The organism is Mucilaginibacter sp. (assembly GCF_036568825.1).
Classification (GTDB): domain Bacteria; phylum Bacteroidota; class Bacteroidia; order Sphingobacteriales; family Sphingobacteriaceae; genus Mucilaginibacter.
This window is the reverse complement of record NZ_DATCRU010000102.1, coordinates 21,123-34,206: the sequence shown is the minus strand read 5'-3', so window position 1 is coordinate 34,206 and position 13,084 is coordinate 21,123. Positions and strand designations below refer to the sequence as shown.

At 43.7% G+C, this 13,084-nt stretch carries 16 protein-coding genes; 14 read left to right on the top strand and 2 right to left on the bottom strand.

The annotated features are described in order from the left end of the window. Positions 1–9 precede the first annotated feature (9 nt). Positions 10–111 (top strand): IS3 family transposase, encoded by a 102-nt coding sequence (locus VIM89_RS22680; RefSeq protein ID WP_488155649.1) that lies wholly within the window; start codon positions 10–12, stop codon positions 109–111. A gap of 63 nt (positions 112–174) precedes the next feature. Here VIM89_RS22680 and VIM89_RS22675 read toward each other — a convergent pair whose 3' ends face one another. Beyond that, positions 175–2,094 (bottom strand): SPFH domain-containing protein, encoded by a 1,920-nt coding sequence (locus VIM89_RS22675; protein WP_488158478.1) that lies wholly within the window; start codon positions 2,092–2,094, stop codon positions 175–177. 439 nt (positions 2,095–2,533) lie between these two features. Between VIM89_RS22675 and VIM89_RS22670 the strand changes: the two genes are divergently transcribed. From VIM89_RS22670 to VIM89_RS22640, 7 genes are all read left to right on the top strand, one after another. Beyond that, positions 2,534–2,947, top strand: coding sequence for a hypothetical protein (locus VIM89_RS22670; RefSeq protein ID WP_488158477.1), 414 nt, complete (start codon positions 2,534–2,536; stop codon positions 2,945–2,947). A gap of 142 nt (positions 2,948–3,089) precedes the next feature. Beyond that, positions 3,090–3,629 (top strand): RNA polymerase sigma factor, encoded by a 540-nt coding sequence (locus VIM89_RS22665; RefSeq protein ID WP_488158476.1) that lies wholly within the window; start codon positions 3,090–3,092, stop codon positions 3,627–3,629. Continuing rightward, the gene (locus VIM89_RS22660) at positions 3,610–3,882 is read left to right on the top strand and encodes a hypothetical protein (RefSeq protein ID WP_488158475.1); all 273 of its coding nucleotides are present in this window, start codon (positions 3,610–3,612) and stop codon (positions 3,880–3,882) included. Before VIM89_RS22665 ends, VIM89_RS22660 begins: the two co-directional genes overlap by 20 nt. 13 nt (positions 3,883–3,895) lie before the next feature. Further along, the gene (locus VIM89_RS22655) at positions 3,896–4,582 is read left to right on the top strand and encodes an ATP-dependent Clp protease proteolytic subunit (protein WP_488158474.1); all 687 of its coding nucleotides are present in this window, start codon (positions 3,896–3,898) and stop codon (positions 4,580–4,582) included. A gap of 240 nt (positions 4,583–4,822) precedes the next feature. Next, positions 4,823–5,179, top strand: coding sequence for a nuclear transport factor 2 family protein (locus VIM89_RS22650; protein ID WP_488158473.1), 357 nt, complete (start codon positions 4,823–4,825; stop codon positions 5,177–5,179). 57 nt (positions 5,180–5,236) lie between these two features. Beyond that, positions 5,237–5,644 carry a hypothetical protein gene (locus tag VIM89_RS22645; protein ID WP_488158472.1) on the top strand — a complete coding sequence of 136 codons (408 nt, stop codon included), beginning with the start codon at positions 5,237–5,239 and terminating at the stop codon, positions 5,642–5,644. Positions 5,645–5,704: 60 nt separating this feature from the next. Further along, positions 5,705–7,873, top strand: a complete 2,169-nt coding sequence (locus VIM89_RS22640; protein WP_488158471.1) for a TonB-dependent receptor — start codon at positions 5,705–5,707, stop codon at positions 7,871–7,873. A gap of 206 nt (positions 7,874–8,079) precedes the next feature. Here the strand turns inward: VIM89_RS22640 and VIM89_RS22635 are convergent, their stop codons facing one another. Then, positions 8,080–9,306, bottom strand: coding sequence for a multidrug effflux MFS transporter (locus VIM89_RS22635; protein ID WP_488158470.1), 1,227 nt, complete (start codon positions 9,304–9,306; stop codon positions 8,080–8,082). 365 nt (positions 9,307–9,671) lie between these two features. On the opposite strand from VIM89_RS22635, the gene VIM89_RS22630 reads away from it, so the two are divergent. The 6 genes from VIM89_RS22630 to VIM89_RS22605 all read left to right on the top strand — a co-directional run bounded on the left by VIM89_RS22630 (position 9,672) and on the right by VIM89_RS22605 (position 13,053). Beyond that, positions 9,672–9,977, top strand: a complete 306-nt coding sequence (locus VIM89_RS22630; RefSeq protein ID WP_488158469.1) for an ArsR/SmtB family transcription factor — start codon at positions 9,672–9,674, stop codon at positions 9,975–9,977. A 7-nt stretch (positions 9,978–9,984) separates the two neighbouring features. Beyond that, a complete protein-coding gene (locus VIM89_RS22625) occupies positions 9,985–10,485 on the top strand; it encodes an SRPBCC family protein (protein ID WP_488158468.1) in 501 nt (166 codons plus the stop codon). 40 nt (positions 10,486–10,525) lie between these two features. Next, on the top strand, positions 10,526–11,188 hold the full coding sequence (locus VIM89_RS22620; RefSeq protein WP_488158467.1) for a hypothetical protein: 663 nt from the start codon (positions 10,526–10,528) through the stop codon (positions 11,186–11,188). Positions 11,189–11,227: 39 nt separating this feature from the next. After that, positions 11,228–11,737, top strand: a complete 510-nt coding sequence (locus VIM89_RS22615; protein WP_488158466.1) for an SRPBCC domain-containing protein — start codon at positions 11,228–11,230, stop codon at positions 11,735–11,737. A gap of 12 nt (positions 11,738–11,749) precedes the next feature. After that, on the top strand, positions 11,750–12,235 hold the full coding sequence (locus tag VIM89_RS22610; protein WP_488158465.1) for an SRPBCC family protein: 486 nt from the start codon (positions 11,750–11,752) through the stop codon (positions 12,233–12,235). 245 nt (positions 12,236–12,480) lie between these two features. Further along, entirely contained in the window at positions 12,481–13,053 is a 573-nt protein-coding gene (locus VIM89_RS22605) for a dihydrofolate reductase family protein (protein WP_488158464.1), read from the top strand. Positions 13,054–13,084: the final 31 nt, after the last annotated feature.

Genomic DNA, 13,084 nt, shown 5'->3' with positions numbered 1-13,084 from the left:
AAAAGCGACATTCAGGACTATATCACGTATTATAACAACGACAGAATCAAGCTCAATCTAAAAGGAATGAGCCCGGCTAAATACCGAGCTCATTATGATAATAATAATTAAGTTTGTCCAACTTTTGGGGTGCACTTCATTTCGGCGCGCCTTGCATTGTGATAAAAGTAAAGGTTATTCAGTTCTGTTATCGTTATTATCGTCTTTCTTTTTAGGCTGATCTTTTGCCTTTCCGTTTTCAGCTTGCAGCTTTTTCAGCATTTCGTTACCGATCAGGGCATCGATCATACCACCGCCACTTTCGCCGTTTTTACCACTGACCAATATCTCAGGAACCAGCTTGATATTATTGCTGGCCAATGTTTCGGCCACACGAACGATGGCATACTGCTCTGAACCCATGGCCTGGGTTTTCTGCTTGGTAACTTCGGCTTCGGCCAAACCGATCGCTTTGATCTTACCGGCTTCGGCTTTACCGTTTACCTCGGTTGCATTAGCGTCGGCAGTAGCGTTTACAGTTTTCACTTCGGCGTCGGCCTTAGCATTGATGGTTTTTACTTTAGCATCAGCTTCGGCGTTAATTGTTTTTGATTCAGCCTCACCTTTGGCGATGGCAACTTTAGAAGAAGCCAATTGCGTATTGATCTCTACCTGGCGGGTTGATTTTACAACTTCAGGCTGCATGTCGGCACCGGCTTTGGCGCTCTCAAATTCCTTACGTTCAACCTGTGCGTTACGCTGAATTTCGTAAGTGATCTTTTCCTGCTCGGCCAGCTTACGGTCGGTAAGGGTTTTCATTAACGCTTCCGGAGGAACGATGTCACCTATCAGGGTATCCACTCCTACTACGTTATAATCGCTCAGTACTTTGCTGATATGACCTTTTGCATCATCCTGGCGTTGCACACGGTTAGCCAGGAACTCGATCACGTCACTCTTTTGTGCCGAGTTACGGAAGTAGTTAGCGATGGTTGGTTCCAGTACCTGGGATACCAGGTTGCGCATGTTACCAAAACGTGCAATTACTTTCGGAGCCTCATTTCTTGGTATGTGAATGATCTGGGACACGTCCAGGTTAAATGTAAAACCGTCGGACGAACGAACCGTGATGGTACACAGGTTCTTATCCAGTTCATGCGCTTCGGTACGGCTATTGGCCCAGTTCAATACGATATTGGTTGTAGGCACCACCTCCACAGCATGAGTATAAATATTTACCGGGTGCTTACCTGGGTCGAGCGGTTCGTCCCAAACACCTTTTTGGCCCTTTTTAACGATATTACCATGCTTAAAGCTGTCGCCGCTGGTATCTTTACCTTCCGGACCAACAAAGGAGTTCACAACACCTACGTTACCGATAGGGATGTACACCATATCAACCTGCTCAACCACTACAAACCAGGGGTTCAGGTAGTAAGTACCGGCAAGGATCACATCCTCCTGTAAGCCTTTCATACCGCCTGCGGTGATGAATGCAATAGGATCCTGGTAGTTTTTATGCCCCGCTACCGATACACCGGCAATCTCGCCTTTACCTAATGGCTCACCGTCGAGCGTGGTCACAATACCTACTTTGTTCTCCTGAATCTGGGTAATAGGTACCATCTCAATATCAAACAAAAAGGCATTGATACGATAGCTACCCGGGGTAAGAAAAGCAGCCTGGGGGCCTTTTTGGCCGCCATTATCCAAAAATGCAGTGGCATCCTGGAATTTGTCGCATTCAACCGGTTTACCCAATACGCGACCTGTATCCAGCGAGGCGCCATCTTTAGCCTTCACCAAACCCAGCTTATTCTGCTCTATGACGATAAACGGCTGCATCGTCACCGAATATTGCCATGGCCACATCCCCCAGTACAAACCCGGAGCCAGCGCTTTGGCCTGCATACCGGCTTCGCCGTTGGTAGCGATGATACGGCCGTCTGGAAGTCGTTTATTGCCCGAAAGCACATATTTTTTTACTACAAGACCGATACGGTCGTCGGGAACGATAACCATACCAAAGAAAACACGGAGTACAAATTTGTACGCCACAAGAAGTACTATGACAGGCACAGCCCACCAAAGTAATTGGATCGAAAAATTGCTCATATTATTTGTTTAGATTTTTTAACGGAGACCTTAAGGTGCGGACTCCTCACAAAAGCTTATAGCTTGTTGAGACCTTAGCTATATAGCACCCTTTAGAGATATTGCATTTTACTTTGTTACACATTGTGACAGGATTTATTTTATCAAATATGCTTTTCGCGTTTGTTAATTGCAATAGCGTGGACCTGATTTCCGTATTAAATTATTGTGAACCATTCAATTACCAAAAGTATGGCATTTCGAACCTGCTGGACTGGGTTGCACCACGGGAGCAGGTGAGAAATCTTCTGCAACATGCAAAGCGTACTATGCAGGGCGGAGAAGATTTCTCCTCACCCATTACTATTCCCCTTCCATGTTCGTTCGAAATGTCATCGTTAATAATTTCCTATAAAAATTTTAAGGGTGAATACCTCCAAATCCTTAGATTTAACTCGTTATGATCAGATCATTCATCGCAAAAAACAAATTAATCACCGGCGCGATTTTACTGAGCCTGCTCACCTCATGCCAGCTTTCCATCAAACCTGAATCCCTGTATGGCAAATGGAAATATGTTAAGATCGAGAACAATAGCGTTGCAAATACCCGCAATGTTACCCCCGAACAACTGGAGTCGGAAGAGCCTTATATTAAAATCACCAAAGACAGCCTAATGATTTGGTGGGGCGGACAAGTGCTTACACATGGCACTTATAAGCTCGATGGTGATAAAATTCAGTTCAAAGAAATTCAACCGGGTGGTAAAATCCGCGAGTTCCCATTCATTGTTTCCAAATTGGATGATAAGAACCTGGTTTTTGAAACTAAGGGGGATGATGGATCAAAAGTGACAGCGATTAAAGAACAGTAGCAGTTCATTTGTTCATTGGTTCAATAGTTCATTGGTAAAAAATCCTACTAATGAACTATTGAACCAACGAGCCAATAAACTTTTCAAAATAAAATGGTGATACTTTATCGGTAACTTGCACTTAGTAGTAAAGAATAAGCTTATGCCAGGATTTAAATTTTCAAACCGGACAGCAGAGGAAAGGGAAGAGCTATTTATCAGTCTTTATAAAAATGCATTCCCGACAGTGGCGCGGTACGTGAGTAAGATGGGCGGAACATTTGATGAGGCGAGGGATATTTTCCAGGATGCATTGGTGATTTATTACGAAAAATCTGTTGAATGTTCCTTCGAGCTGAAGACAAATGAGAAGGCTTACCTTTTAGGCATAGCCAAACATTTATGGCTAAAACAACATCGGGATAATTCCAGGCTTACTCCTATTGATGGCTTTGATGTGGAGAGCGAAGAAGCGGCCCAGGCATCCGACAAAAAAGTCCTCAACTTTCTACAAACCGCAGGCAAAAAATGTATGGACCTGTTGCGATCATTTTATTATGATGGGTTACAGCTTGCTGATGCTGCCGAACTGTTTGGATTTTCAGGCGTGCGGTCAGCTACCGTGCAGAAATATAAATGCCTGGAGAAAGTAAGGGAAACCGTTAAACAAAAAGCATTAACCTATGAGGACTTCGTTGATTGAGACCGAACAGATAGAAGCGCTTTTGATGCAGCGATCAGAACCGGGCGATCAGCTGGTGTTCGAAGCCAAGTTATTGTTGGAGCCCGAGCTGCACGAGAGAATGCAATGGCAGCAGAAAGCCTATCGCTTGGTCAAACTTTATGGTCGCGATCAGCTGAAACAGGAGATCGAAGCTGTTCATCAGAAGTTATTTACGCAAAAGAAGCACTTAAGCTTCAGCCAGAAAATAAGAAGGTTATTTATTAACCGGTAAAACCCGAAATTTTATGAAAATTGACAAGAATGAGTTCCGCAAATATGCGGTGGGGCATCGCCATGTCCAAAGTTTACTGGTAGACGATTATATTTCAAAAACCGAAAGCCGGATCACTGCCTCCATGACGCCCTATATCACCGAAGAGCGCGAGCTGCGTGTGGCGCAAATGGATGTGTTCTCGCGCCTGATGATGGACCGTATTATATTTCTAGGTGCGGCGGTAGATGATAATGTCGCCAACATTATCCAGGCGCAATTACTTTTTCTGCAATCAACCGACCAGAAAAAGGATATCCAGATGTATATCAACTCGCCGGGCGGATCGGTGTATGCCGGGTTTGGCATTTATGACACCATGCACCTGATCGCCCCAGATGTGGCGACCATCTGTACAGGTATGGCGGCATCCATGGCTGCTGTATTGTTATGTTCAGGTGCGGCAGGTAAGCGGGCTGCCCTCACCCACTCCAGGGTAATGCTGCACCAGCCATTGGGCGGTGTGCAGGGACCAGCTTCTGATATTGAGATAACTGCTCGCGAAGTATTAAAAGTTAAAAAAGAGCTTTACACCATTCTCTCCAAACATAGCGGACAAGAATATCAAAAGATACATGATGTATCCGATCGCGATTTTTGGATGATCGCTTCGGAAGCAAAAGAGTTTGGGATTATTGATGAGGTATTAGGACACGATTAAAGGATTTTTAAGATTTTCCCGTTGGCTGTGTCCCCACAGCCAACATTTTTACTCCTGGTAATGGACATATGCAGATACTTGTCTGTGAGGACACAGACAAGGGAATTGAGAGGACACAGACAAGGGAATTGGGATGAAAGATTTGACAACTTTTTAAAAATTGTCTCACCTCACCCGTTGGCTGTGTCCCCACAGCCAACTATTTGCTTAATTATCCTATTTTTGATCAAAACCTAAAATATGATCTCGCACGAACAAGCCTTAGCATTTGCGAACGAATGGGTGGAAGCATGGAACGCCCACGATCTCCCTCGGGTGCTGGAACATTATACCGACGATTTTGAAATGACCAGTCCTGTGATGAAGCAAATGGGGTTGAGCGAGACCGGAACTTTAAAGGGGAAACAAAACGTAGCGGATTATTGGCAAAAAGCGTTGGTAAAATATCCTGATCTGCATTTTAAAATAATCGATGTGCTATCGAGCGTAAATTCAATTGTCGTTTATTATCATACGATCAATAACAAATTATCGGCTGAGCTTTTTATGTTCAATGATGACGGTAAGGTGTACAAATCTGCCGGACATTATAATTAATCTCAGAATTACTTTATACAGATTTTGAACAACTTTAGCCATTAAGTTTGCCATGCAATGGCAAAAAAGACGTTGGCTTATTTTATCGGTATTTATTTCCTCGCCGGAAGTTTAGTGCTGCCATTGGGAGATTTTTCGCTGATCCGTGACCTGCCTCAAATGTATCGTGCTTACGAAAGATTGGCCACGCCAGATGACCGGAGCATTATCGACTTTATAGGCGATTACCTGCTAGGCGGCAAAGCCATCTTTGGTCATAATAAAAACGATCTGCCCGAAACCGGTAAATCGGCGGTGCAGTTTCAGCATGCCGCAGGCTTCTGCACTATTGTAAGTATTCATTCCCAAACAATAACTACCATTGTTGCGGATGCCATTATCTCTCATCCCGATATTATTACCCCTGTTAATACCTCCGAATTTCATAACGAATTGTTCAGACCGCCGCTGAATACACTTAGCTAAAAATCAATTTTACTAAAGTCTATTTACCAGCAATGCGCGGCATTGCCTCAATTCTATTTCATGAAATTTTATCTTTTATTATTTGCTATACTGGCATGCCAGATTGCGTATGCCCAAAATACTTTCAAAGCTGTTGTTAAGGACGATAAAACCAAACTGCCTCTTCCCGGTGCAACCGCTACAATAACATCATTAAACCTTGGCGGAACTGCCGATACCAGCGGACGGATCAACATTAACAACATTCCCAACGGAAAATACGAGGTAAAGTTCAGCTTCGTAGGATACTTTGGGCAGGATAAAATTATTATTCTTCCCTTAAATAATCCTGATCAGGCAATGGAAATCTTCCTTGAACCACAATCAGGTGAGCTAGCTGAAGTAACCATACAAACCACCAGAACCAATCAAAATTTAAGGGACATCCCTACCCGCATCGAGGCACTGCCACAAGAGGAACTCGACGAAAAAGGAACCATGCGACCGGGCGATATAAAAATGCTATTGGGAGAAACCACCGGGATACAGGTGCAACAAACCTCTGCAGTAAGTGGCACTGCTAATTTTCGTTTCCAGGGATTAGATAGCCGCTATACGCAGTTGCTGCAGGATGGCATGCCTTTGTACCAGGGCTTTTCGGGCGGGCTAAGTTTGATGCAGGTATCTCCCTTAAATTTAAAACAGGTTGAATTTATTAAAGGATCAGCATCAACCCTGTATGGTGGTGGCGCAATTTCCGGGCTTGTCAACCTGATCAGTAAAACTCCCGAGGCAAAGCCTGAACTTACCTTTCTGCTCAACGGCAACAGTGCAAAGGGCGTTGACGGCAGCGCTTATTACTCGCAAAAGTGGCAGCATATCGGTACAACAATTTTTACCTCTTATAACTATAATGGCGCTTATTCGCCGGGCAATACACTATTTACTGCAATTCCTCAAACAAACCGTTTTTCTGTAAATCCGAAGGTGTTTTTATACCTGGATGACAAGAATACAGGATGGTTCGGCGTAAATGCTACCTATGAAAACCGGTTTGGCGGCGATAAGCAGGTGGTAAATGGTGATGCAGATAGTATCCATCGATATTTTGAGCGAAATAAGACTTACCGCTTTTCTACCCAACTGTCGTTTACCCATAAAATTGATTCCGCCAGTCAGTTTAATTTTAAAAATACGGTAGGCTATTTCGACCGTCAGTTGGATGAACCCACTTATGATTTTCATGCTAAACAATGGTCCTCCTATACCGAAGCCAACTATGTTTATAAAGGGAAGGTTGCCGCCTGGGTTGCCGGCACCGATTTGTGGACAGACCATTTAACGCCCGATTATCCATTTACACAATTGGGCTATGGCATCAACACTTTAGGCGGCTTTGTACAAACTACCTATAAAGCAACCAGGTGGTTGTCGGTTGAAAGTGGTTTACGGTTAGACTATAATACGCCTGCACCGAATAATGAGCACGATGGTTTATTCTTATTACCCCGTATCAATGTGCTATTTAAGCTGGACGAACACCTGAGCAGTAGAATTGGCGGCGGGATGGGCTACAAAATGCCGACCATTTTTAATGATCAAAGCGAACAGCAGGGCTACGAATATTTACAGCCATTATCCATCACACACACCAATGCCGAAAAATCAACAGGCATAAATGGCGATATCAATTATCGCAATGTGGTGGGTGATGCTGTGGTGAATATCAATCAGCTTTTCTTTTATACCAGGGTTGATCAGCCGCTTTTGCTGGTCGATAACGCCTTCGTAAGCAGTCCGGGATATTTAAACACAAAGGGTACGGAAACCAACGTCAAAATCTTTATGGATGAATTGGGCATCTATCTTGGGTACACCTATACAGACACAAAACAACACCTTAATGGAACCGTCGCCCCCCAAACGCTTACTCCTAAAAACAAGCTAAGTGCCGACGTGACCTATGAGATTGAAGACAATTTCAGAGCCGGAATTGAAGGGTTTTATACTGGGAGTCAATTACTCTCTGATGGTTCGACCGGTAGGAGTTATTGCACCTTTGGTCTGTTAATACAAAAGATGTGGAAACACTTCGACATCTTCATCAATGGCGAAAACCTGACCGATCAAAGCCAGTCACGTTGGGGAAGCATTTATACGGGAACAATAACCAATCCTGTATTTAAAGACGTCTACGCTCCTTTGGATGGTGCGGTAATTAACGTCGGGATAAAAATAAAAGCGTTTTAGGAGCTGTCTAAAAATAAAAACTATGTCATTTCGAATCCGCAGCAACGGGTCTGTAGTGGGCGCGGGTGAGAAAACTTATACGATTTGCATGGTCCGCAGCCATAACGTATAAGTTTTCTCCTCACCCGATCGCTTTATCCCTTTCCGTTCGTTCGAAATGACATAGTTTATAATAGTCTGTTAAAATTTACATAGTTTCTTAGCCATCAATGCGCCGAAACAGCAGCTGAAGGATCAGCATGCACCGCATGTACAATGTTCCTGCGGCCAACCAATAAAACGATCAATGCAATTGCTGATGAGACGGCCATAATAGCCGCCATCGGCGTTGCTGATTTGCTACTGAAAACACCTACGCAAGCTGATGTTGCTGCGCCCAAACCCAACTGCATTGTTCCCAATAAGGCCGAAGCCACCCCTGCATTTTTGGGGAAAGGTGCCATGGAAAGCGCTGCAGTATTGGGGTTGGATAACCCGATGCAGCTCAATATAAAGAAGATCATGATTATGGTTCCGGTAAGATTAAACCATCCGTTAGATGCTCCGATCACGAAAACAGCGCTGAAAATTACTTGTGTAATCAAGGCTGCGTTGATCACCTGTTCGCTTTTAAAACGTTTGATCAGCAATGTATTTAACTGGTTCGACCCAATAAATCCCACGGATAAACCGGCAAATACCCAGCCGTATTCTTTTTTGCTCAGATCAAACACATCCATAAAAACCAATGGTGAACCTGCCACATAGGCAAACAATCCCGAGAATGCGATAGAGCCCGCAACTGCATAAGTATAAAACTGCGGGTTTCGTATCACCAGTAAAAAACTGCTGACAATTGGGCCCGGTTTTAATGAATATGAGGGATCAGGTTTATAACTTTCGGGCAGGGTAAAAATAACGGCTACCAAAATTAGAGCTGCTATACAAAGCAATACGATAAATACCGACTGCCACCCTAACGAATCAGCCAGATAGCTGCCTGCCGTTGGTGCAAGTAATGGTGATGCCCCAAGCACCAGGAACAGCAAAGCAAACACCTTGGCATTGTCTTTTACAGGAAACAAGTCGCGAACCATCGCTATAGAAGCAACGCTCGCCGCGCAACCACCTACGGCCTGGAAAAGTCGCATCGCGATCAGCATCTCCACAGAGGCGGACAAAAAGCAACCTACCGAAGCGATGATGTAAAGGCTTAATCCAACATACAAAGGCCGCTTACGTCCGAACCGGTCCATTAGCGGGCCATAGATCAATTGTCCAACCGCAAGACCAATGAAATAGCTGGATAAGGAAAGATCAACCCTTGAGGTAGTTGTATTGAGCGACTTCGCAATATCCTGGAAAGCAGGCAGGTACATATCGATAGAAAACGGGCTCAGTGCCGTGAGCGTACCTAAAATAAGTACCAGGAAAAAGTAACGCCGTTTGGTCATAGATACTGTTTGGTTGGAGTGCGAAGATAAAAAGGCTTTTTTAGAACTATCTAACAATTATGTCATTTCGACGAACAGCAAAGATATGCGGGAGGGTGAGGAGAAAACTTATACGACCTGCATTGTTCGCTTAGCCAGCTGTATAAGATTTCTCATCTGCCCTTTTGCTCCGCCGCCCTCGCAGATTCGAAATGACATAAGTTTTTCACCCGTCTCAGCAGGATCTCCTGAAAGAGATCCTGCTGAGACGGGTTCTTCCATAGCTATTATTTTGATTTCCAAAGTGTCACCTCAAATTATTTTTAAAAAAATTTGCGCAACCGAACAATTGCATATATATTTGCAATCAAACGGTTGCAAATAATATGAGACGAGATACTTTTCAAGCCATTGCCGATCCAACCCGCAGAGCTATTTTAACCCTGCTGGTAACCGGCGCCATGACACCCAACGCTATTGCCGGGCATTTCGACAGCAGTCGTCAGGCAGTATCAAAGCATTTACAAATATTAACCGAATGCGAGGTGATTACTGCCAAGCAAACGGGCAGAGAAATACATTATCACTTTAACCCTGACAAAATGAAAGAGATAGACGTTTGGCTGGAACAACTCCGCAAGATGTGGATTGACCGCTTTGATCAGTTAGATAACCTGTTAAACGAATTATAAAACAATCATGACAAACAACTTTGTGTTCGATGCGGACCTGGCCGCTAAAAAAATTCATGTGGTACGCGAATTTAATGCGCCAATTGAAAAAGTATGGAGAGCCTGGACGGAGGCCGATCTGCTTGATAAATGGGTAGCACCCAAACCATGGACTGCTGTAACCAAAATTATGGATTTTGCCGTTGGCGGAATATGGTTGTATGCCATGGTTGGCACAGAAGGTCAGAAACATTGGGTTTATGCTGAATTTACTGCAATAGAAAATGGCAGCAGTTTTTCATCAATAGGCAGGTTTTGCGATGGGGAGGGTAACCCGATCATGCAAGCACCAAAATCATACCGGGATACTAAATTCTCATCTATTGAGGGTAATAGAACAAAGGTCGAATCGGTGATCACTTTTGAGGATGAATCCACCATCAAAATGTTTGTGGAAGGCGGCTTTAAAGAAGGTACAATTGCAACTCTTAGCAACCTGGATGAGTTGCTGGCTTCAGAACAGGTTTAAAACTACCAGATCATTTATAAACCGTTAAAAACTAAATGTTATGAAAACTGGATTTTTGAGCGTTGCTCTTGGCATTGTCTTATCAGCAACCGTTTTGAGCGCTAATGCGCAGAAAAGTTATTCGGAAGGATTGGCTACCATTAAAACCAGCGCAGCCGGTCAGGATGTTGTAATGAAACAATATTTCAGAAGCGACTCCATCGCTACACTATTCTCTGCCGGTCCGGCAAACATTAAGCTTTTGTCAGACGCTAACTACAAATTCTTCGCAGTAGTGGCCGAAGTAGCCGCCTTCAAGGTAAAAAAAGCTGCCATTTATACGCCGGATGAAATTTCCCAGGCTTTAAGTGTTTATCCAACATTCTCTTTCGCTCCTTCAACCGAAACCAAACAGATCTCTGGTTTTAATTGTAAGAAGGTAGTGGCAACCGATACTAAGACCCAAAAAACCTATGATATCTGGATAACCAATGATATATCATTACCCCCTGCTGTCGTAGAAAAATATTATGCAACTATCGGAGGCACACCTATACAATATGCCTCGTTCCAGACCGGTCCGGATGGGAAACTTTACATTGCTGATTACACTGTAGTCAGTGTTTCTGATCAAAAGGCTCCTACAGGTACTTTTGGTATAGCTCCGGATTTTGATAAGATATCAAAAAGTGACCTGGAAGCAATGGCCCGCAACAATCAATAACATTGTCTCAATAAAAATCACTCATAAAACAAACTAATCATGACAAACAATTTTGTATTCGAGGCAGATAATGCAGCGAAAAAAATTCATATCTCACGTGAATTTAATGCGCCGGTTGAAAAAATCTGGAAAGCGTGGACAGATCCGCAGATACTTGACCAATGGTGGGCGCCAAGACCTGCTAAGGCCGAAACCAAAATTATGGATTTTAGGGTTGGTGGCACCTGGCAATTTGCAATGGTTACCCCCGACGGGCAGAAACACTGGTTGTATGCTGAGTTTACCGCGATAGAAAACGGTAAATCGATCTCAACCAAGGCTGTATTTTTTGATGGTGAAGGCAATAAAGTTCCAAGCGGACCAAATTGGTACCGGGAGACCAGGTTCTCATCTATAGAAGGCAACAGAACTCGGATAGATATCGCCATCTCTTATGATGACCAGGCTACTTTTGAAAGGTTCACCGGCGACGGCTTCTTTAAACAAGGCACCGCAATAGGCTATAACCAACTGGACGAATTGCTGGCTTCAGAATTGATCACTTTATAAAACCAAATAACTATGACAAACAATTTTGTATTCGAAAAAGACCTCTCTTCAAGGAAAATTCACGTAGTGCGTCAATTTAATGCACCAATTGAAAAAGTATGGCAAGCCTGGACTGACCCTGATATACTTGAAAAATGGTGGGGGCCGAAACCCTGGATAGCCAAAACCAAATCGATGAATTTTACAGTAGGCGGTTCTTGGTTGTATGCCATGGAAGGCCCTGAGGGCCAAAAGCATTGGAGTTATGTAAAGTTTACCGCTATAGAGCCGGAAATCCGTTTTGCCGCCGATTCTTTATTTTCTGATGAGAATGGTAACGCCGCACCAGGTGCCCCTGTAGGGCATTGGGATAACAAATTTGTAGCCGTTGGTGATAAAACCAATGTAGTGGTCGACCTGAGCTTTGACCAGGAAGCTGACTTTAAAATGTTAGTAGAAATGGGCTTCGAGGGCGGCTTTACTATGGGCTTGAACCAACTGGACGAGTTGCTGGGATAATAAAACAGAAATCGCTTTTAAAAAGGAGGCGCCTACGGAGCCTAAAAATATTATTATTATTTTTCTATAAACAGGTTGCTCCTACAGAGCTATAGTCTTCTAAGTAGTTGACTCCATGGGAGTCGCCTGTTTATAGTAAGTATTTATAAAGATAATTGGGCTCCAGCGGAGCCTCCTTCAACGATTAGAAATTTTGAAGGAGATTCCTGGAACAATAAACACAATCACATTTAAAAACCAATTATATGAGAAAATTAAAACTACAAATGCAAATGACCATCGACGGTTTTGTAGCTGGTCCTAATGGCGAGAATGACTGGGTATTTCTACCCGGGAAACAGGATCCGGCTGCGTTGCAGTTCACTATTGATATGGCAGACAGTTGCGATACTATCTTGTCGGGCAGCAGTTTGGCAGATGGGTGGGTAGACCACTGGCAAAACATCGCCGATAACCAGCCTGACAGCCCATGGAATCCCTTTGCGAAACTGATGGTGAGCCACCGCAAGGTCGTATTTTCACAAAGCAAAGCCGAGATAGCCGGTGCAAATGTAGAAGTGGAAAAACGCGATCTAACCACAGTGGTACAGGAGTTGAAAAACCAACCAGGCAAGGATATCATCGTTTACGGCGGTGTCAAATTTGCAAGGTCACTTATCAGCCTTAACCTTGTTGACGAATATTATCTAATTGTCAACCCTGTAGCCATCAGCATCGGTCAGACCATTTTCAACGAGAAAAAGATCATGCAATTGGAAGAATCCGTAGCTTATACAAATGGTAAGATAATGAATAAGTATGTGCCTGTGGCTGGTTGATTAGATTGAAGTTTTTTACTGTGTCATTGAT

What these genes read in the sequence shown, in the direction of transcription:
- VIM89_RS22675 (WP_488158478.1), bottom strand. Translation starts at nt 2,094, where the DNA reads ATGAGCAATTTTTCGATCCAATTACTTTGGTGGGCTGTGCCTGTCATA.
- VIM89_RS22670 (WP_488158477.1), top strand. Translation starts at nt 2,534, where the DNA reads ATGATCAGATCATTCATCGCAAAAAACAAATTAATCACCGGCGCGATT.
- VIM89_RS22665 (WP_488158476.1), top strand. Translation starts at nt 3,090, where the DNA reads ATGCCAGGATTTAAATTTTCAAACCGGACAGCAGAGGAAAGGGAAGAG.
- VIM89_RS22660 (WP_488158475.1), top strand. Translation starts at nt 3,610, where the DNA reads ATGAGGACTTCGTTGATTGAGACCGAACAGATAGAAGCGCTTTTGATG.
- VIM89_RS22655 (WP_488158474.1), top strand. Translation starts at nt 3,896, where the DNA reads ATGAAAATTGACAAGAATGAGTTCCGCAAATATGCGGTGGGGCATCGC.
- VIM89_RS22650 (WP_488158473.1), top strand. Translation starts at nt 4,823, where the DNA reads ATGATCTCGCACGAACAAGCCTTAGCATTTGCGAACGAATGGGTGGAA.
- VIM89_RS22645 (WP_488158472.1), top strand. Translation starts at nt 5,237, where the DNA reads ATGGCAAAAAAGACGTTGGCTTATTTTATCGGTATTTATTTCCTCGCC.
- VIM89_RS22640 (WP_488158471.1), top strand. Translation starts at nt 5,705, where the DNA reads ATGAAATTTTATCTTTTATTATTTGCTATACTGGCATGCCAGATTGCG.
- VIM89_RS22635 (WP_488158470.1), bottom strand. Translation starts at nt 9,306, where the DNA reads ATGACCAAACGGCGTTACTTTTTCCTGGTACTTATTTTAGGTACGCTC.
- VIM89_RS22630 (WP_488158469.1), top strand. Translation starts at nt 9,672, where the DNA reads ATGAGACGAGATACTTTTCAAGCCATTGCCGATCCAACCCGCAGAGCT.
- VIM89_RS22625 (WP_488158468.1), top strand. Translation starts at nt 9,985, where the DNA reads ATGACAAACAACTTTGTGTTCGATGCGGACCTGGCCGCTAAAAAAATT.
- VIM89_RS22620 (WP_488158467.1), top strand. Translation starts at nt 10,526, where the DNA reads ATGAAAACTGGATTTTTGAGCGTTGCTCTTGGCATTGTCTTATCAGCA.
- VIM89_RS22615 (WP_488158466.1), top strand. Translation starts at nt 11,228, where the DNA reads ATGACAAACAATTTTGTATTCGAGGCAGATAATGCAGCGAAAAAAATT.
- VIM89_RS22610 (WP_488158465.1), top strand. Translation starts at nt 11,750, where the DNA reads ATGACAAACAATTTTGTATTCGAAAAAGACCTCTCTTCAAGGAAAATT.
- VIM89_RS22605 (WP_488158464.1), top strand. Translation starts at nt 12,481, where the DNA reads ATGAGAAAATTAAAACTACAAATGCAAATGACCATCGACGGTTTTGTA.